The organism is Streptomyces krungchingensis (assembly GCF_054729265.1).
On sequence record NZ_JBPUKY010000001.1, the window covers coordinates 5,184,703 to 5,202,349 of the forward strand.

The following is a 17,647-nucleotide window of genomic DNA, read 5'->3' on the forward strand; positions in this document are numbered from 1 at the left end:
GCCCCTCCCCGGCGGCCGCCGCCCGCCGGCGGCGGGCTCACCAGGGCAGGGGCCGCGCGTGGACGACGTCCAGCCGTGACACGGCCCGGGTCAGCACCACGTACAGCCGGTGCAGGCCGCGGGCCTCGGCCTCCGCGACGGCGGCCGGTTCGACGGCCACGACATGGTCGTACTCGAGTCCCTTGGCGAGGCCGGCCGGCACCACCGCGACGCGTGCGCCCAGCTCCTCGGGGCCCGACGCCCCGATGCCCGCGGCACTCAGCGCCTCCCGCACCCGTCCGGCGTCCTTGTCCGCGGCGATGACCCCGACGGAGCCCTCCTGCGTGAGCGCGGCGCGCACCGCGTCGACGGTCGCGGGCAGCACGTCGGACACGGGCCGGATCGTCACCGCGCCGTCCCGGCGCAGGGCCCGGGCGGGCGGCACGGCCACGTCGAGCCGGTCCAGCAGCCGGTTGGCGATCTCGACGACGGCGCCCGGCACCCGGAAGCCGGTCGTCAGCGGGACGACGGCGGCGTCCGACTTCCCCAGATGGGCGAGGAGTTCACTCCAGTCGCGGGCCGCCCAGGGCGTGGTGCCCTGGGCGAGGTCCCCGAGCACGGTCAGCGATCCGAACGCGGCCCGCCGCGCGATGGCCCGGCACTCCATGGGCGACAGGTCCTGCGCCTCGTCGATGACGACATGGCCGTACCCCTCGGGGTGTTCCACGAGTCCCGCGATCTCGTCGAGCAGCACGAGGTCGGCGGCGGACCAGCGTGCGGACTTGTGGGAGCGCGGCGGCTTCGCCCACAGGACCGCCTTCTGCTCGTCGGCGTCGAGGATCCCGTCGGCCGCCTCCGCCAGCGCGTCCGCGTCGGTGAGGATCCGGGCGAGCACCTCCTCGGGGCGCTGCCGGGGCCACACCGCGTCGACGTAGGCGGTGACCGGCCGGGCCCGCGCGATCTTCTGTGCCCACGCGTTGGTCTGCGGTCCGGAGCGCCGCTCGGCCTGTTCCCGCACATGACGCACGACCCGTGTCCGCACGCGCTCACGGCCGACGGCGTACGGCGGCTCCTCGGCCCGTACGTCGTCCACGATGCGCCGGAGCGCGCCGGCCGGGACGCGCCAGCGGTACGAGCCGTCGGGCACCGCCAGCGACTCGACGGGGCCGCCGACGGCGCCGTACAGGGCCCGGTGCAGCACCCGGGCCATCCGTGCGTCGTGCTTGACGACCGCGGCACGCTCGTCGTCCCGCCCGGTCACCGGGTGCCGGGCGATCTCGTCCCCGACGGTCGACTGCCGCACCCCCGTCTCGCCGAGCGCGGGCAGCACCTCCGAGATGTACGACAGGAAGGTGCGGTTGGGGCCGAGGATGAGCAGTCCGCCGCGGCGGATGCGCTGCGGATGCGTGTAGAGCAGGTACGCGGCCCGGTGCAGCCCGACGGCCGTCTTGCCGGTGCCGGGGGCGCCCTGCACACAGACCGAGTCCGTGAGGTCACCGCGTACGAGGTCGTCCTGGTCGGGCTGGATGGTCGCGGCGATGTCGCGCATGGGGCCGATGCGGGGGCGCTCGATCTCGCCCGTGAGGATCCGGCTGTCGTGTGTCTGCCCCGCTCCGATGTGCTCGTCCTCCAGCCCGGTGAGGTCGGTGGAGTCGCCCCTGCTGCCGGGGGCCCAGCCGAAGCGGCGCCGGACCGCGACGCCCTGCGGGTCGTGGGCGCCCGCCTGGTAGAAGGCGCGGGAGACGGGCGCGCGCCAGTCGACGACCAGGGGCGGGGAGGCGGGGTGCTCGGTGATCCGCAGCCGCCCGATGTGGTAGCTCTGCCCGGCGTGTTCGCCGGCCTGCGCGCCGGTGCGCTCGAAGTCCAGCTTGCCGAAGAACAGCGGCCCGTGGGGCAGTTCGCGCATCTCCTTCGCCCGGCTGCGCAGCTGGTATCCGAGCACTTCGGCGTCGGCGCCGGAGGCGGAGACGTCCTCGCCGGTGAAGACCTGCTCCTGCGCGCCCTCGACCATGGCGGCGAGGGCGGCGCGGCAGGTGTCGTGGTAGGCGCGCTCGTGGTCGAGGGAGCCGCGGAGGGACGGGGTGCCGGGCTGTGCGGGCTGTGCGGGCTGTGCGGGGGCAGGGTCGGGTGGCGTCATTCCACCCAGGATAGCGGAATGCGTTACCGAGTTACATTATTTACTTGGTTGCGCGGGCTGGGCCAGCTCCGGCAGCCCTGCCGCCAGCCGCGCGAACGCCCGCTCGGCGGCGGCCACGGCATCCCCCCGCACCTGCGCCACCGTCTCCCCGTCCGCGATCCGCCGCCAGTTCTCCAGCGCGAGGATGCGCCGCACCGCGGTGATCTGCCCGGCCGCCAGCCGCGCGTCGAGGCCGCCGCCCAGGGCCTCGGCGAGCGCCCCCTCGGACCGCTCCAGGTACTCGTACAGTCGCGCCACCAGCGACGGCGTGCCGTAGAGCAGCCGGAGGTAGGCGAGCACGGCGGGATGGTCGTTGAGTCCGGTGACGGGGTCGAGCCGCCCGAGCCCGTCCAGGAAGTGCGCCCGCAGCGCGCCGATCACGGACTGCCCCTCCGGGCGGCCGGCGACCACCTGCGCCGCCTCCGTCTCGTGGTCGGCGAACCGGTACAGCACGAGGTCCTCCTTGGACGGGAAGTACCGGAAGAGGGTCGGCTTGGAGATCTCGGCGGCGGCCGCCACCTCGGCCACCGAGACGGCGTCGAACCCCTTCTCCAGGAACAGTCCGATCGCGATCTCGGAGACGTCCTCGTACATCCGCTGCCTCTTGCGCTCGCGCAGTCCGGTCTCACCCATGGTCACGAGCGTACGCACCGCCGGGGCCGCCCAGGAACGGTGCTTGACCTCAACCGGACTTGAGGTCGAAGACTGCGGGCAGTGATCGACGGCTCGTCCCGAGTCGACCCGACGGAAGATCCTGCTGAGGAGTGACCCATGCGAGCAGCTCAGGTGAAGGCGTTCGGCGGACCCGAGGTACTCGCCCCCGTGGATCTGCCCGACCCGGCGCCCGCGCCCGGCGAGGTCCTGATCGACGTCGCCTACGCGGACACGATCTATGTGGAGACCCAGACAAGGGCGGGCTGGGGCCGCGAGTTCTTCCCGGTGACACCCCCGTACGTTCCCGGGGGCGGTGTCTCCGGAGTCGTCGCCGCCCTCGGCGCGGACGTGCCGGACGAGTGGCTGGGCCGCCGGGTGGTGTCCTTCGTGCAGGGCAGCTACGCGGAGCGGGCCGTCGCGCCGGTGTCCGCCCTGACGGTCGTACCGGACTCCGTGGACCTGCTCCGGGCCGCGGCCCTGGTCCACGACGGCGTCACCGCCTCCGGCCTCCTCGAACGGACCGCCGTCGGCGCCGTCGACCGGGTCCTCGTCCTCGGCGCGTCCGGAGGCATGGGCACGCTCCTGATCCAGCTGGCCCAGGCCCGCGAGGCCCGCGTCGTCGCGGTGGCCCGGGGCGCCGGGAAGCTGTCCCTGGTACGGGAGTTGGGGGCGGACGCGGTGGTCGACGCGACCCGTCCGGACTGGGTGGCCGCCGCACGTGAGGCCCTCGGCGGCCCGGAGCCGGCCGCGGACGTCGTCCTCGACGGCGTCGGCGGACCACTCGGCGCCGCCGCCTTCCCGCTGACCGCCGACGGCGGCCGCTTCTCCGCCCACGGAGCGCCGACGGGCGCCTTCTCCCCCGTCGACCCGGCCGAGGCCGCCCGCCGCGGCATCACCCTCTTCGGCATCGCGGACGTCCAGTTCTCCCCCGCCGACCTGCGCCGCTTCACCACCGCCGCCCTGGAGGAAGCCGCGGCGGGACGCCTCCACCCGGTCGTCGGCGAGGTGTTCCCGCTGGACCGCGCGGCCGAGGCGCACGCGGCCATCGAGGACCGGCGGCTGGTGGGGAAGGCGCTGCTGAAGGTGTGACGACGGGCGCGGACCGGGGCGGTGGCGGGGTTCAGCTTCCCGGCCCCCGCCGCCAACCCGGCGCGAACGACAGGTTCCACAGGTCGTCGAGATGCTTGTTCCACGTGGCGACCACCGCTTTGGCGTCGTCACCGGCTCCCCGGGACCAGACGCTGAGGTCGGTGCGGTAGCCCTTGGGGTCGTAGAACTCGGGGCCCGCGCTCCGCAGCATGGTGCGGGCCGCCACGTTGTAGAGGCCGTGCAGCACTATTTCCCGGTTGAAGATGCAGATCTTGTCCCGCGGTATGCCGGGATAGACGCGGTACTCGCACTCGGCACTGACCCGGCCGAGTCCATTCAGACGCTCCTCGATGCCCGACAGCGTCTCGTCGTACTCCTTGCACTTCACCTCGATGCGTTTGCGGAAGTCGGGGTCGTCCACCGGCGCGTCGTCCTCGCCCACCCGCGCCGGAACGGTCATCTCCTGCCCGAAGTCCGGGATCAGCACCCTGACGGAGACGTGCCTGGTGGGCCCGGGGTCCTCCAGGAGCTTCTCCAGCCGGTGGAACATCTCGTTGCAGAGCGTCTCACCCGTGTAGCCGAGGAAGGTGATCTCCACCTCGCGCGCCCTGAAGGCGTCGTTGACGAAGGTGCCCAGTTCGCGCGACTCGACCTGAACGCGCGGAGGCCTGCGGAGCGTCGCCGAGAGGTCCTTCACCGTGTCGTACAGGACGTAGCCGACCAGGCTGAGCAGGGCGCCACCGAGGAACGCCTTGTCCTCCAGGGCGTCTCCCACGGGCTTCACGAATTGCGCGGTCAGACCGACGACGAAGATCGTCATCAGGAGCAGCCGTGTGAAGATCGGCTCGTAGCGCTCCTGGAATCGCCTCAGGTGCGCACCCACACCGCCATCGGCCGCTCTGCCCCCCGTTCCGGACATATACCGGGCCTCCTCCCGTTCCGAAGGGCCCTGCGGCGCCGTCCGGCCCGTCAGACGTCCGCGGGGACCTCAACCGTCCGTAGGTCTCCATCGTTGCGGGACATCAAGGCACGGGCAAGATAGGGGTTCGCCGGCACCTTCCGTCTCTTCGGGAGGCCCAGCGCGGCCGTGGCCGCGGCCAGGGTCATCGCGTAGGCGTCCACCGCGCGGCGGACGTTGGGGGCCTCCAGGCTGTCGCCGGTCACGAGACGGTCCAGGTCCACGTACGCCGACCGGACGACCTCCATCCACCGGTACACGCGCCAGTCCTGGTTCCAGCCCTTCGTGCAGTCCTCGGGCAGCGACCGGTACCAGCGGGAGAACAGGCGCTCGCGGATCTCGGGCCGGGTCGGAGTCAGATGCATGTGGCGCACCAAGTCGTACAGCGGGTCGCCGATCATCGCCATCTCCCAGTCGATGAGGGTCAGCCCCCCGTCGTCCCGGCGTACCAGGTTCCACGGGTTGAGGTCGCCGTGCAGCAGCACCGGACGGCGGGGAACCACGGTGTGCCGTTCGAGGATCTCCATCAGCCGGTAGCTGCCGGGAAGTCCCAGTTCGCGCGCTACCTCCGTGGTGGCCTTGGGCAGCGCGTTCACCATGCGGACCAGCTCGTACTGGAGCTCCCAGTAGAACTCCGGCCCCCGCATGAAGGGGTCCAGCTCGTCGCAGTCGACCTGGGTCAGTGCAGCAAGTTGCTTCACCAGATCGTCCGCCTCGTGCGGCAGCAGCCCGCTCTCGGGATGGACCGGCGGCCCGAAACCGTCCGCCGATCCTTCGTACGAGTGAATGGTGAATGGTTCTTTCAGACCACTGGTGCCGAGAGCGAGCACGCGCGGGGCACGCACCGCTGTCCCTGACCGCTCGATGGCCCTGAGGACGGCGTGCTCGTCGAGAAACCGGCGTTCCCTGGGGTTCGCCGAGCCCACCTTCCGGCGGACCATGACCGGAAACGAGACTCCCGGGACACGGACCTTCGTGTTCAGATGGGCCGTCCCCTTGAACACGCGGTCCGCGGAGGCCGCGCCTTCCTCGAACAGCGCGTTGCTCACCGCCGTCCCGGAGAACTCGGGATGCTCCGGTACCCGCGGGTCGCGATCCCAGACGATCTGGAAGACGGACCTCTCACGGCTGGCCTTGACCCCGTTGGACTCGTTCCACCGGAAGAGAATGCGTTCGATCTCCCCCTTGTCCGGCACCTTCTTGAGGCGCAACGGTTCCTCGGCGGCGACGAGCGCCCGGTGCACCGCACCCGTCGCGGCGTCCAGGTCCCGCTGGTCGAAGGTGTCACCGAGCAGGGTGGCGGCCCGCATCACGTCCGGATAGACCGACTGCGCCCGCTCGAAGGCCAGATAGTGCTTCAGGTCCCGGTCAAGACCGTCGACGGCATTGCTGCGCCGGCTGCCCATGGCCTCACGCCATGCCTCGATCACCTCGGACCACTGGTAGTCGGGGTACTGCATCCGCACCAGGTGGGTGGCGAGGTCGTGCAGCGGGTCCCCGAAGGACGCCAGCTCCCAGTCGACGCAGATCAGGGGCGGGTCTCCGTGATACGAGACGATCACGTTGTCCCGGTGGAGGTCGGTGTGGAGCAGGCTGAAGGGCCGTCTGATGAGCGCGGGCACACGTTCCGCGAACCGCACCAGCGCATCGTCCGGGATGCCCAGCATCGCGAACAGACCGCCGAACTCGTGCCAGTTGCGCTGTCGGATCTGCTCCTCGGCCGCGTGGGCCAGCGCTTGCAGGAAGGCCCTGCTGTTCCGGCTGGAGCGGGGCCAGGACGGCGGCAACTCCGGCAGGTGCTGTCTGCGCACCTGCGTCATGTCGGCGAACAGCCCGGCCAGCGCCGCGATGAGGCCGGCGTCGACCGGTTTGCCGTTCGGGCAGATGCTGGAGAGCGGCACGCCCTCCACATAGCTGAGGATGGTCTTGTCCCCGCGCTTGACCAGGCAGCGCGGCACGTGCGGCAGGAATCGGCGGATCCTGTCGAGGACCTCCGCCTCGTCCTGCCAGGTCCTGATGACCACGGGCAGCGCGGAGGGGATCGGCTCCCGGACCGTGACCGCCGCCCCGTCCTCGCACTCCGGGAGCGCGGAGTGCCCTTCGGACAGCGGGCGCACCATGTAGTTCGTGTTGTGGTGCCCACGGCCGAACGACCCCAGGGCCCGGGCGTAGCGCACGAAGGCGTCGTACTCGGCGTCCGCCGCCCTTGCCGGAGCGGGCCTGGGAGGCAACGGCGGAACGCCCACGGGTCACTCCTGAATAACTGTGCGTCGCCATTGAAGTTCATGCGCCGCGAGAGGTGAGCACACCTTAGTGCTCTGCTGCAATTACGGATGGCCGGACGTCAGCATTCGATACCGACCTGAGAGAGATTCCACCCATGAGCCTCACGCCGTTCGAAGTCGGCCTGATTCCGGGTGCGTTTCAGGGTGTGCCCACCCGCACTCGCCCAGGTCGGATCGCCCCACGGTCTGTCAGGTCGCCTCAGGACGTCTCGGCGAGGAGGTTCCAGCAGGAGTCGAACCAGCCCTGCATGCTCTCCATGAAGACGGACCCCGGTGAGTCGGGATCGCCCTCGTCATTGACGTGGCGGGTCAGCGTCGAGCCCAGACCGAGGACGTCGAGCGCGTCGACCTCCGTGCCGTCGTCCAGCAGGATGGGGCGCTCCACCACCTCGTAGGGCCCGAACAGCGCCTCGACGCCCGGCCGCAGATACAGCTTGTACGTCGGGACCAGTGGCACATAGCGGATCACCGCGTCGGCGGACGGGACCAGCCCCTCCGCCTGGAGGTCGAGCAGCGCGACGCGCAGCGAGGTCGCGTGCCGGCGCGTGATGCCCCGCAGCCGCTCCTGCAACCGGTGCGGCCGGCCCGGCTCCTGGAGCTCCTCCTCCGGGTCCGTCACCCGCGCCCGGGGATACGGGAGGTCGATCGACTCCGCGGGCAGCAGCATGCGCAGCTCGATGCGCTCGGGCCGGATCTCCCCGAGGCGGATGCGCTCGGCCTGGAGGCGGATGTGTGCGTCCAGCGACTCCGAGGTGAGGGTGAACACGTCCAATTGGACTACCGGTTGCGCGAAAGCCCGGGCGATGAAGGTGCCGAGCGCCGCACGCACCCGCGGCGGCTCCTGGCTCGACGTACCCGCGTGCGTCGGCCTCTTCACGACGCGCGTGCCACTGCCCTGACGGGACCTGATCCATCCTTCGCTGTTGAGCTCCCGTATCACCCGTTGCACGGTGTCCCTCGACACATCGAACATCTCGGCGAGTTCACGCTGCGGCGGGAGCTGGGAGTCGAGCGGGTAGGTGCCATCGGCTATCCGGGTGCGCAGCTCTCCGAGGACACGGTCGAACTCCGTGCCGCCTCCGCCGCCGCGCTCTTCTCCCACATCGCGACCGTACCGCTCCCCACGCTCGGGCAAACCGCTTTCAGTCACATTGGCGGCCGGATGTGCCGGTCGGCATATCCGGCAGGCGCCTGCCCGTTAAGCGATCAGTCAGGCAGGGCAGACCACTCACAGGGAAATCAGTCCAATTGGACGGCTGGTTGATTGGTTCTCTGAAGCGGACGGGGTGGGGGACGTGGTCTTCTTTCAACTGGTGGGGACGGTCATTCAATTCGCGGTCGGTCACGTGGTGCAGACACGGCTCGGACCGCTCGGCGGTCTGGGACTGTTCCTGCTGGCCCTCGCGCCCGTGCTCATACAGCTCGCGCTCAAGGCGATCAGGCGGACGCTCCGGGAGCACCCGGGCTGGTGGGCGCTCGGGCTCCTCGTCTGCCTGCTGGCGATGAGCCTTCAGGCCTGAGCCCGGCGATGGGCCGTCGGATCCGCTCCCGGCGATGGGCCGTCAGGTCCGATCCGGCGCCGAGCCCTCAGCCCTGGTCGCGGACGAGCCGCAGCACCGGCTCCAGCGAATCCACCACATGCTCCGCTCCCGCGTCCCGCAGCAGCTTCCCCTTGTCCTCGTTACGCGCGTAGCCGAGAAACGGAACACCCGCCTGCCGGGCGGCGAGGAGGTCCGAGGGGGCGTCGCCGATCATGAGGGCCGCCGACGGGGCGGCGCCCAGGGCGTTCAGGGCACGGTTGAGACAGTGCGGATCGGGCTTGAGACGGTGCAGGTCGCGCGTACGCCCGTAGATGTTGGGCGCGAAACACTCGGTGAGCCCCCGGCTCGCGAGGTACCCGGCCGCCGTGCGGGGGGAGTTGTTGGTCGCGATCGCCAGCCGCACACCGACCGCGCTCCAGGTGCGGATCAACGGGTCCGCGAAGGCGGTGGGCCAGGCGGAGGGCACCGCCTGGAGCTCCTGGTAGGTGAGCCGCTCCTCCAGCTCCGCCACCAGGTCGCTGCGCGGGTCCCGCCGGTTGACCGCGTACAGGACAGCCATCGGATCGGGGTGGACACGCTCGTCCTCGGTCAGCAGCCCGAGCAGCCCGTGCTGCTCCAGCCACTCCACGAGGTCCTTCGCCACGTCCTCCGCGGAGTGCCCCGCGAACAGCCGGCAGATGGGACCGTCGAAGTCGAAGAGGACATAGCGGGCGCGAGTGATCACTTCCCGTAGGTTCTCTGTCTCTGTTGCCACCGATTCAGTCTGCGCCGTATCAGAAGTCACTAGGAGAGTGTCAGGTCCGTGGTGATGGTTTCCCAGAGGGCGTCGAACCACTTCTGGGATTGCTCCACGAAGGCGGCGTCCCGCTGGCCGGCCCGCTTCTCGAAGGAGAAGAGGAGGGACGCGGAGCCGAGGGCGTCGTACATCTCCAGGATGCCGCTGTCCATGGCCTCCTCCCGCTTGGTGACCATGTAGTACGCGAACAGCGCCTCGGCCTCGTTGAGCAGGTAGAGCTTCACCGGCGGGGTGAAGGGCAGGGCCCGGAAGGTCACCCTGACATCGATGCCGTGCGAGGAGCGCAGGGACTGGAGGTTGTGGCGCAGGACGACGACCTGGGCGTTGCGCTGGTCCAGCCAGCGCTTGTGGACGGGGTCGTCCTCGCCCTGGGCCTCGACGGGGACCGGGAAGGCCAGGTTGATGTCCCGGGACGGCAGCAGGATCCGTACGTCGATCGACGCCGGGCGGATCCTGCCCTCGTGGATCTGGCGGACCGGATCACCGAGGGCCAGCATCAGGGTCTCCGCGGTGAGGCAGGCGGCGTCGATGCGCACGTGGGGCACGGAGAACGCCTCGGTGAGACGCGGCGCGAGGCCCACCATCGTCGGCTGGGGTTCGTCCCGTACCGGGGGGACCTCGGCGATCCGCGGCGGGCTGCCCTTGCTGACGTTGCTGAGGAGACCGTCCTCCTGGAGCGCGCGGAGGGCCTGGCGGACGGTGCCGCGCTCGACACCGAACTCCTCCGCCAACTCGGCCTGAGTGGGCAGGCGGTCGCCCGCCTTGAGGTCTCCGGCGCGGATGCGCTCGCGCAGCACGTCGGCGATCTCCTGGGGCGAGATCTTTCTGCTGCCGTTCACTGCCACGTTCTCCTGGGTCACGACCAAACGTTACAACTTGCGTCCATCTACCGGGAGTTGTTCGGGAGTTGTTTATGGACATCGACCAACTGGGGACAACCTATACATAGTTGGTAGCCAACTCGGCCAAGTTGGCGGAAGTTTTGCCTCCCCTCCCGGCCGTGCTCCCGCCGCCCCCACCGGCCCCGCACCGGTCTTCCGTGAAAGAAGGACCTGAAGCAGGAGGAACCACCATGCCCGCCATCGCCCTCCTCTCCGCCGTCTTCGTCGTCGGCTTCGAACAGCTCGTCCAGTGGCAGTACGGCCCCATGGGCATCGTGGGACTGCTGCTGCTCACCATCGGCCTCAAGGCGAAGAGCCCCGCGTGCAGCTCCATCGGGGCCGTCGTGCTCGCCCTGATGGTCGCCGCCCCCGCCCTGTGAGCTGCGAGGACCCCCGGCCCGACGGCCTCCGCCCGCACCACCTCCGCCCGGGAGACCTCAGCTCGTGAGCACCAGCTCCGAGCTGATGGTCTCCCACAGTGCGTTGAACCACAGATGGGACTGCTCGACGAACGTGGTGTCCCGCAGCCCGGCGCCCTGGGTGAACGGGAAGAGCATGGACTGGGTGCCCTGGACGTCGTACATCTCCAGATGTACATGGTCGATCTCCTCTTCACGCTTGACGAGGGTGTAGTACGCGAAGAGGGCCTCGGCGCCGTTGAGCAGGTACAGCTTCACGGGCGGCGTGAAAGGGAGCGCGCGGAAGGTGACGTGGACGTCGATGCCGTGCGTGGAGCGGAGGGCGAGCAGATTGTGCCGCAGCACCTGGCCCTGGGCGTTGCGGTTGGCCAGCCAGTTGCGCTGGAGCCGGCCGTCGGACGAGGCGTCGACGGGGGCCGGGAACGCCAGGTCGATGTCGCTGCTCGGGAGCAGCACCCGGACATCCACCTTGGCCGGTTTGATACGCCCGGCGTGGATCTGACGCAACGGCTCGCCCATGGCGAGGGTCAGCGAGATCGACGTCAGGCACAGCGCGTCTATCTCCACGTGAGGGGCGGCGAAGGCCGCCGCGATCCGCGCGCCGAGCGCCACCGTGGTGGGCTGCGGCCTGGCCTCGGGGCCGGTCAGGGCCTTGTCCGGCTGGTCGGCCACGGTCGCCGGGCTCCCCTTGGACATGTTCACGAGCAGCCGCTCGGACTGCAGGATGCGCAGCGCCTGGCGCACGGCCGCGCGCTCCACGCCGAACTCGTCGGCCAGCTTGGCCTGCGTGGGCATGCGCTGACCTGCTCGCAGCTGACCGGACCTGATCCGCCTGCGCAGCTCGTCGGCCACCTCGCGGTGTGACGCGTGTGGCCGTGGTGACCTGTTCCGCCCATTGACGGGGGCATGTTCCGGGTCCACGACCAAACACTACAACTTCCCGCCATCTTTGGGCAGTTACTGGATAGGTGGTTATGAGTCGACCCAACGCGGAGATAAGTAAGAGTGAGTTGGTCGCCAACTTCAGCAACATGGTCAAACTTCCGGGGGGTTGGCCGTCGGAGTCGCACCTGTCAGCCAGGGGCGCCGGACGGACGGTCCTCAGCGGGGTTCCGCCCACTCCGTCCCGAAGGAGGGATCGTCATGCCGTTCATCGCCCTCGCCGTCGCCGCCCTCGCCATCGGATTCGAGCAGCTCGTCCAGTGGAAGTACGGGCCGATGGGCATCATCGCGTTCGTCGCGCTGTCCATCGGGCTCAAGGCCAAGAACACCGCGATCAGCGGCATCGGGGCCGTGATCCTCGTGATGCTGCTCGCCCAGTCCGGCTGACGGGCGCCCACCGTCCGGCAGTCCGGCTGACCGGGCTCCCTTCCGGAGGGGAGCCGGGAGCTCGGTCAGTCCGCACCATCGGGCACCGCCCGGCACGACAGGGCACCGCCCGGCACCACCACAACTGAATCGCTACGGATCACTGTCGTCGGACACCGGCCCCACGGCCCCGGCCGCGAAGGAGGTACGAAGCTACGGAATCAGCTCAGAACAGGTCCGGGCACCACGGTCGCCTGGACGTGCGGAGCAGGGCGTCGGCAACGGAGGCGGCGCCCTCTCGTTCTTCCCGCACCCGCCCCAGCGCGGCGAGCCGCACCGCCGACTCGTCGCCCAGCCACAGGGCCGCCAGCTCGCCCACGTCCAGGGTGAGGTCGGCGGCCCGCGTGGTCGGCGCGCAGGACGCGCCGTCCGGCCCCGCGTCGAGCGCGTACCGGCCGGCCGACAGCCCGTCCCGGTCCGTGACCTCCAGGACCAGCGTCCCCGAACCCGCGTAGGTGCGGGCCTCCAGAGCCCGTACGACGTCCAGGACGCGCACCCACAGCCAGTCCGACTGCGTGGTGATGCGCGCGGCGCGCGGATCGGGCAGGAAGTGCGGCAGCAGGTCGTCGGGAGCCCGCCAGCCCGTCTTGACCCGGGCGATCCAGTCGATCGAGCAGAGGTACTGCCACAGGGCGCGCTCGGCCCGCGGGGTGACCGCGATGAGCCAGTTCACGTCGGCCGTGTTCAACGGCTGCTTGGCGTCACCCCAGTTGTCGTCCGCCTCGTACGAGACCAGGCCCTCGACCTCGCCCTCGGCCGATCGGTACACCGCGTAGAACGGCTCGGTCCACGGCGAGCGGTCCAGCACGAGCGCGCCGGTGTTGGCCTGCCACCAGCGGTCGTCGCGGCTGACCGCGCCGGGCTGGGCGCGGCGGAGCCGCTCGTGCAGTTCGGGGCCGGTCTTGCGGACGTCCTCGCCGTCGACCAGGTCGATGCGACCGCCGTCGTCCGGGCCCGCCCACCGGGGATCGAGACCCGTGCGCGGCACGTCGATGGTCCACTGGGCGGTGCTGGTGGCGGGACCGAAGCCGTACCGGCCGTAGATCGGGTACTCCGCCGCGATCAGCGTCGCGACGACGTCTCCCCGCTCCCGCGCCGCCGCCAGGTCGGCCGCCATCATGCGGCTGAGCAGACCGCGGCGACGGTGCGTGGCCGTGACCGTGACGTTCGAGATGGCGTCGGCGGGTACGGCGGCACCCCCGACGACGGTGAGCTCCTGCGGGAAGGACCGGAACGTCGCCACGCACCGGGCGCCGTCGAAGGCACCCAGGGTGCGCTCGGGCACGATGTAGGAGCTGCGGTCCGCGAGCTCCCGCTCCGACACGGCCGGCGACCGCAGGAACCCCGTGTTCAGCGCGCGGATCCAGTCCGCGATCTCGGCCTCGGTGATCGCTCGTACGTCTGTGGTGTCGCGGGGGCTCATGGCGCCACGCTAGGTGTACGACGCGGCGGGTGTCGCGGCGTTTTTCACCGCTCCCCGCCCTGCCGCCCGGGCCCCGCCCCAGGGACGGGGCCCGGGACTACCTGCACACCCCGCGAGGGCGGACTCCCGGGAAACGCCCCCCGGGGCCACCCCGCGCCGTGCGGACCGCGGCCGCTCCGTCAGAACGCCACCCGGATCTCCCCCACCTCGCGGCCCCCGCCGAGCAGCGGCGAGCGGCCGATGCGTGAGACGACCGGCGCGTCCACGCCGAGCAGGCCGAGCGCGCGGGCGAGCACCGGGCCCAGGGCGCGGCCCCCGCCGTCGTCGATCTTGAAGGCGAGGGCGCGGCCGTCCGGCAGAGCCACCGCCTGGACGGCCTCCGCGCCCATCTTGGACAGGGCGCCCGGGATCTCCCGCATCAGCCAGGTGTCGGGGCGGCGCGTACCGGCGACGTACTCGGGGTGGGCGCGCATCGCGTCCGCGACACGGCGCTCCGCGGAGCCGGGGGCCGCGAGGACGAAGGAGCGGAAGGCACGGGCGAGGCCGGTGAGGCTGATGGCCATCAGCGGTGCCCCGCAGCCGTCCGTGCCGACCGCGGCGACGGGCTCGCCCGCCGCCTCCTCGACCACGGAGTGGATGAGCTGCTGGAGGGGGTGCCCGGGGTCGAGGTACGACTCGGTGGGCCAGCCGCGCTGCGCGCACACCGCGAGCATCGCCGTGTGCTTGCCGGAGCAGTTCATGGTGACGCGGTCGCGGACCTCGCCGGTGGCCAGGTAGGTCTCGGCCTCGGCCGGGTCGAGCGGCAGGTCCGGCGGGCACTGGAGCTGGGTGGCGGCGAGCCCGTGCTCGTCCAGCATCTTGTGGACGAGATCACGGTGGAAGGTCTCGCCGGAGTGGCTGGCGGCGGCGAGGGCGAGCCGCTCTCCGGCCAGGTCGAGGCCGGCGCGCAGCACGCCCGCCGCCTGCATGGGCTTGTTCGACGAGCGGGGGAAGACCGGCGCGGTCACGTCGCCGAGCGCCAGCTCGACCGTCCCGTCGGCGGCGAGCAGCACCAGGCTGCCGCGGTGCCGCCCCTCGACGAATCCGGAGCGCACGATCTCGGCGAGGACGGGGTGCGCGGGCGCCGGGGCGGGCTCGCGGGATATGGCGGGGTCTGCGGTGGTGCGGGCGGGGACGGCGGACATCGGCGGTGGCCTTCCGGGACGGGGACCCGTTCAGGCGGCCGGACCCGGAACGTCGCCGGATCCGGGGCCGGGCTCTCGCGCACCGGACCTTCCGGGCCGGGACACGGTCGCCGCCGCCACGGACCCGGGCACCGGGCCCGGTCGCGGCCGTCGCGGACGCGGACCGGCCGGGCCGGGCACGGCGCCGCCGCCACGTCCCGGATCTCCCGGGCGGGGGCTCGGTCACCGTCACCACGGCCCCGGTCACCGGGCCGCGTGCGACCACCGCCACCGCGGCCCCGGGTCTTCCCGGGCGGCGGCGCGGGAGCCCCGTCCGGTCCGGCCGGCCGGGAGGTCCCCGGGCCCCGGCCGGCCCCGGGGGGGCCGCCGCGACCGCCGCACGGCCCCGGGATCACCGGGGCCGCCGCGTCACATGAGCAGGTCGTCTACTTGTGCTTCTCCTTCACGGTACCTGCGGGCGATCTCGGCGCTGCAGTCGTCGGCCGTGCGCTGGAGCTGCTGGCGTCGCCGGGAGACCTGCTGCTCGTAGCGGACGAGCCGTCCCATGCCCGCGCCGAGCTCCTCGTCGGTGCGGGCGTCGAGGTCGGAGAGCTCGACCTCGGCGAGCATGTCGGCGGCCAGCCGCCGGTACTCCTCGCCATGCGGTGTGCCCACGGTCACGTGCCGGGCCGACGAGCGGTGCCGGGCGGGCGCGTCCGTGAGGATCTCCGCGAGCCGTGCGACGACCGACACCTCGAAGGATTCGGGGGCCGCGGGCCCGCCCGGCTCCGGGGAGGGGATCCGCAGGCCGCCGCGGCGGGCCAGTTCCGCCCGCAGGATGTCGATGCGTCCCTGCAGGAGCCGCCGCACATAGCTGAGGTCGGCCTCGTCGCGCTGGGCGTCCCGGCGCAGCGTGCGCAGTTCGGGCAGCCGGAGCACGGCCAAGTCGTGCGGGGGCGGGTCGACGGACAGGGGACTGTCGGTGCGCTGCGCCGGTGGCCGCGCGGCCACCCTGCCGGCCCGTGGGCTCGTCCGGGTCAATGATACGGCTGCGGGCGGCTGCCCGGTACCAGGTGTGCTCATCTGCCTCTACCGTCCCCTCGACCGGCGCGGTCCACCCCACGTATGCACCGCAACACCCTGCATCGTGCCACTCCCAGTGGTCGCTATGTGACCGAGTGCCCCCGATCGGCCCCAGATGGGGGGTTAGCGCCCCCGGAAATCACGCGAAGGGAGCCGGGCGCGCGCGGGGGTCCGCGCGGCGCCCGCGCGGGGCTCGCACGGCGCCCGTGACAGAACCGCGCGGCGTGCGGGACGACCCGCGCGACACCTCTCGGGCGCGGCCCGAGGCGCGTGGCGGCGCCCGTACGGCACGCCTGGCGGCGCCTGATGAAGGCGGTGCCCGCGATGCGCGTGAGGCGTGGGAGGGCCCGCGCGACGTCGCGGCGCGGCGGCACGGCATCATGGGCGGCATGCGTGCGGTGGTGCAGAGGGTGGACGGCGCGAGCGTCGTCGTGGAGGGCGAGACGGTCGGCGAGATCACCGGTGAGGGACTGTGCGTCCTCGTCGGCGTCACGCACGAGGACACCAAGGAGAAGGCGGCCCAACTCGCCCGCAAACTCTGGTCCATCCGGATGCTGACGGACGAGCGGTCCTGCTCCGACGTCGACGCGCCGCTGCTCGTCATCAGCCAGTTCACGCTGTACGGCGACGCCCGCAAGGGCCGCCGCCCCACCTGGAACGCGGCAGCGCCGGGAGATGTGGCGGAACCCCTCGTCGACGAGGTCGTCGCCCAGCTCCGCGCGCTGGGCGCGACGGTGGCGACGGGCCGCTTCGGCGCGCGGATGCGGGTCTCGCTGACGAACGACGGCCCGTTCACCGTGCTGCTGGAGATGTGACCGCGGGGCACCGCCCCGCGGCCGGGAGCCGGACCCTAGGGCTCGACCACGACCTCCTGGGCGGCCGCCGTCGAGTCCGCCATGAGCGGCGCGTCCACCGGCACGTTCCGCTTCACCAGGGCCAGGGCGACGGGGCCCAGCTCGTGGTGGCGTACGGACGTGGTGATGAAGCCGATCTTGCGGCCGTCGGGGCCGTCGGCCGCGAGCCGCAGTTCGGTGCCGTGGGGCGGCAGGTGCACCTCGCTGCCGTCGAGGTGCAGGAAGACGAGGCGGCGCGGGGGCTTGCCCAGGTTCTGCACGCGGGCGACGGTCTCCTGGCCGCGGTAGCAGCCCTTCTGGAGGTGTACCGCGGTGCCGATCCAGCCCAGTTCGTGCGGGATGGTGCGGTGGTCGGTCTCGAAGCCGAGCCGGGGACGGTGGTGCTCCACCCGCAGCGCCTCGTAGGCGAGCAGCCCGGCGGGCGGCCCGTGCTTCGCGGCGTCCTCGGCGTACGGCTCCAGGTCGGCGCGCGGGAGGAAGAGGTCACGGCCGTACGGCGTCTCACGCACGACGACGCCCTCGGGCACCTCGGCGATGGAGCCGGCGGGAAGATGCACCACCGCGAACTCGGCCGTCGAGTCGGCGACTTCGACGCGGTAGAAGAACTTCATCGACTCCAGGTACGCGATCAGCGCCTCCTGGGTGCCCGGCTCCGTGTGCATCCACACCGTCTCGCCGTCGTCGACGAGGTACAGCGCGTGCTCGATGTGACCGTGCGCGGAGAGGATCAGCGCCTCGGTGGCGCGGCCCACCGGGAGGTCCGTGACGTGCTGCGTGAGCAGCAGGTGCAGCCAGCTCAGCCGGTCCTCCCCGGTGACGGTGACGACACCGCGGTGGGAGAGGTCGACGAAACCCGCGCCGTCGGCGAGGGCGCGCTGCTCGCGGAACAGATCGCCGTAGTGGGCGGCGACGCCTTCGTCCACGCCCTCGGCGGGAACAGCGCCGGGCAGGGACAGCAGGGGGCTCTTCATGCGCCTA

Annotated in this window: 17 protein-coding genes; 5 read left to right on the forward strand and 12 right to left on the reverse strand. The window is 71.8% G+C overall.

The window, feature by feature from the left end:
* Positions 1-37 precede the first annotated feature (37 nt).
* Both ACSYGO_RS22770 and ACSYGO_RS22775 read right to left on the reverse strand, forming a co-directional pair.
* Positions 38-2,116 (reverse strand): HelD family protein, encoded by a 2,079-nt coding sequence (locus ACSYGO_RS22770; protein WP_460387436.1) that lies wholly within the window; start codon positions 2,114-2,116, stop codon positions 38-40.
* A gap of 36 nt (positions 2,117-2,152) precedes the next feature.
* The gene (locus ACSYGO_RS22775; protein ID WP_460387438.1) at positions 2,153-2,788 is read right to left on the reverse strand and encodes a TetR/AcrR family transcriptional regulator; all 636 of its coding nucleotides are present in this window, start codon (positions 2,786-2,788) and stop codon (positions 2,153-2,155) included.
* Positions 2,789-2,926: 138 nt separating this feature from the next.
* On the opposite strand from ACSYGO_RS22775, the gene ACSYGO_RS22780 reads away from it, so the two are divergent.
* Positions 2,927-3,898 carry a zinc-binding dehydrogenase gene (locus ACSYGO_RS22780; RefSeq protein WP_460387440.1) on the forward strand — a complete coding sequence of 324 codons (972 nt, stop codon included), beginning with the start codon at positions 2,927-2,929 and terminating at the stop codon, positions 3,896-3,898.
* 31 nt (positions 3,899-3,929) lie between these two features.
* Here the strand turns inward: ACSYGO_RS22780 and ACSYGO_RS22785 are convergent, their stop codons facing one another.
* The 3 genes from ACSYGO_RS22785 to ACSYGO_RS22795 all read right to left on the reverse strand — a co-directional run bounded on the left by ACSYGO_RS22785 (position 3,930) and on the right by ACSYGO_RS22795 (position 8,243).
* A complete protein-coding gene (locus ACSYGO_RS22785) occupies positions 3,930-4,817 on the reverse strand; it encodes a hypothetical protein (RefSeq protein WP_426679079.1) in 888 nt (295 codons plus the stop codon).
* 50 nt (positions 4,818-4,867) lie between these two features.
* The gene (locus tag ACSYGO_RS22790; protein ID WP_460387442.1) at positions 4,868-7,102 is read right to left on the reverse strand and encodes a phosphotransferase family protein; all 2,235 of its coding nucleotides are present in this window, start codon (positions 7,100-7,102) and stop codon (positions 4,868-4,870) included.
* Between the two features lie 238 nt (positions 7,103-7,340).
* Positions 7,341-8,243 (reverse strand): GntR family transcriptional regulator, encoded by a 903-nt coding sequence (locus ACSYGO_RS22795; protein WP_460387443.1) that lies wholly within the window; start codon positions 8,241-8,243, stop codon positions 7,341-7,343.
* 193 nt (positions 8,244-8,436) lie between these two features.
* Here ACSYGO_RS22795 and ACSYGO_RS22800 point away from each other — a divergent pair, with 193 nt between their 5' ends.
* Complete coding sequence (locus ACSYGO_RS22800; protein WP_460387444.1) at positions 8,437-8,661, forward strand: hypothetical protein; 225 nt, start codon at positions 8,437-8,439, stop codon at positions 8,659-8,661.
* A gap of 67 nt (positions 8,662-8,728) precedes the next feature.
* Here the strand turns inward: ACSYGO_RS22800 and ACSYGO_RS22805 are convergent, their stop codons facing one another.
* A complete protein-coding gene (locus tag ACSYGO_RS22805; protein ID WP_426679083.1) occupies positions 8,729-9,466 on the reverse strand; it encodes an HAD family hydrolase in 738 nt (245 codons plus the stop codon).
* Entirely contained in the window at positions 9,466-10,344 is an 879-nt protein-coding gene (locus tag ACSYGO_RS22810) for a GntR family transcriptional regulator (RefSeq protein WP_426679084.1), read from the reverse strand. The genes ACSYGO_RS22805 and ACSYGO_RS22810 overlap by 1 nt, the downstream gene beginning before the upstream one ends.
* 206 nt (positions 10,345-10,550) lie before the next feature.
* Between ACSYGO_RS22810 and ACSYGO_RS22815 the strand changes: the two genes are divergently transcribed.
* Positions 10,551-10,739 carry a hypothetical protein gene (locus ACSYGO_RS22815; RefSeq protein WP_095935199.1) on the forward strand — a complete coding sequence of 63 codons (189 nt, stop codon included), beginning with the start codon at positions 10,551-10,553 and terminating at the stop codon, positions 10,737-10,739.
* Positions 10,740-10,796: 57 nt separating this feature from the next.
* On the opposite strand, the gene ACSYGO_RS22820 is transcribed toward ACSYGO_RS22815, so the two are convergent.
* A complete protein-coding gene (locus ACSYGO_RS22820; protein ID WP_426679085.1) occupies positions 10,797-11,705 on the reverse strand; it encodes a winged helix-turn-helix domain-containing protein in 909 nt (302 codons plus the stop codon).
* Between the two features lie 216 nt (positions 11,706-11,921).
* On the opposite strand from ACSYGO_RS22820, the gene ACSYGO_RS22825 reads away from it, so the two are divergent.
* On the forward strand, positions 11,922-12,107 hold the full coding sequence (locus ACSYGO_RS22825; RefSeq protein ID WP_028804356.1) for a hypothetical protein: 186 nt from the start codon (positions 11,922-11,924) through the stop codon (positions 12,105-12,107).
* 205 nt (positions 12,108-12,312) lie between these two features.
* On the opposite strand, the gene ACSYGO_RS22830 is transcribed toward ACSYGO_RS22825, so the two are convergent.
* The 3 genes from ACSYGO_RS22830 to ACSYGO_RS22840 form a co-directional block, all read right to left on the reverse strand.
* Complete coding sequence (locus tag ACSYGO_RS22830) at positions 12,313-13,569, reverse strand: GNAT family N-acetyltransferase (RefSeq protein WP_460387447.1); 1,257 nt, start codon at positions 13,567-13,569, stop codon at positions 12,313-12,315.
* 179 nt (positions 13,570-13,748) lie between these two features.
* Positions 13,749-14,753 carry an asparaginase gene (locus ACSYGO_RS22835; protein WP_426679087.1) on the reverse strand — a complete coding sequence of 335 codons (1,005 nt, stop codon included), beginning with the start codon at positions 14,751-14,753 and terminating at the stop codon, positions 13,749-13,751.
* Positions 14,754-15,161: 408 nt separating this feature from the next.
* Positions 15,162-15,815 carry an RsiG family protein gene (locus ACSYGO_RS22840; RefSeq protein WP_432175736.1) on the reverse strand — a complete coding sequence of 218 codons (654 nt, stop codon included), beginning with the start codon at positions 15,813-15,815 and terminating at the stop codon, positions 15,162-15,164.
* Positions 15,816-16,204: 389 nt separating this feature from the next.
* Between ACSYGO_RS22840 and dtd the strand changes: the two genes are divergently transcribed.
* Positions 16,205-16,630: a D-aminoacyl-tRNA deacylase gene (dtd, locus tag ACSYGO_RS22845; RefSeq protein WP_432175766.1), complete on the forward strand. Its 426-nt coding sequence runs from the start codon at positions 16,205-16,207 to the stop codon at positions 16,628-16,630.
* Between the two features lie 35 nt (positions 16,631-16,665).
* Here dtd and ygfZ read toward each other — a convergent pair whose 3' ends face one another.
* Complete coding sequence (gene ygfZ / locus ACSYGO_RS22850; RefSeq protein WP_432175737.1) at positions 16,666-17,640, reverse strand: CAF17-like 4Fe-4S cluster assembly/insertion protein YgfZ; 975 nt, start codon at positions 17,638-17,640, stop codon at positions 16,666-16,668.
* Positions 17,641-17,647: the final 7 nt, after the last annotated feature.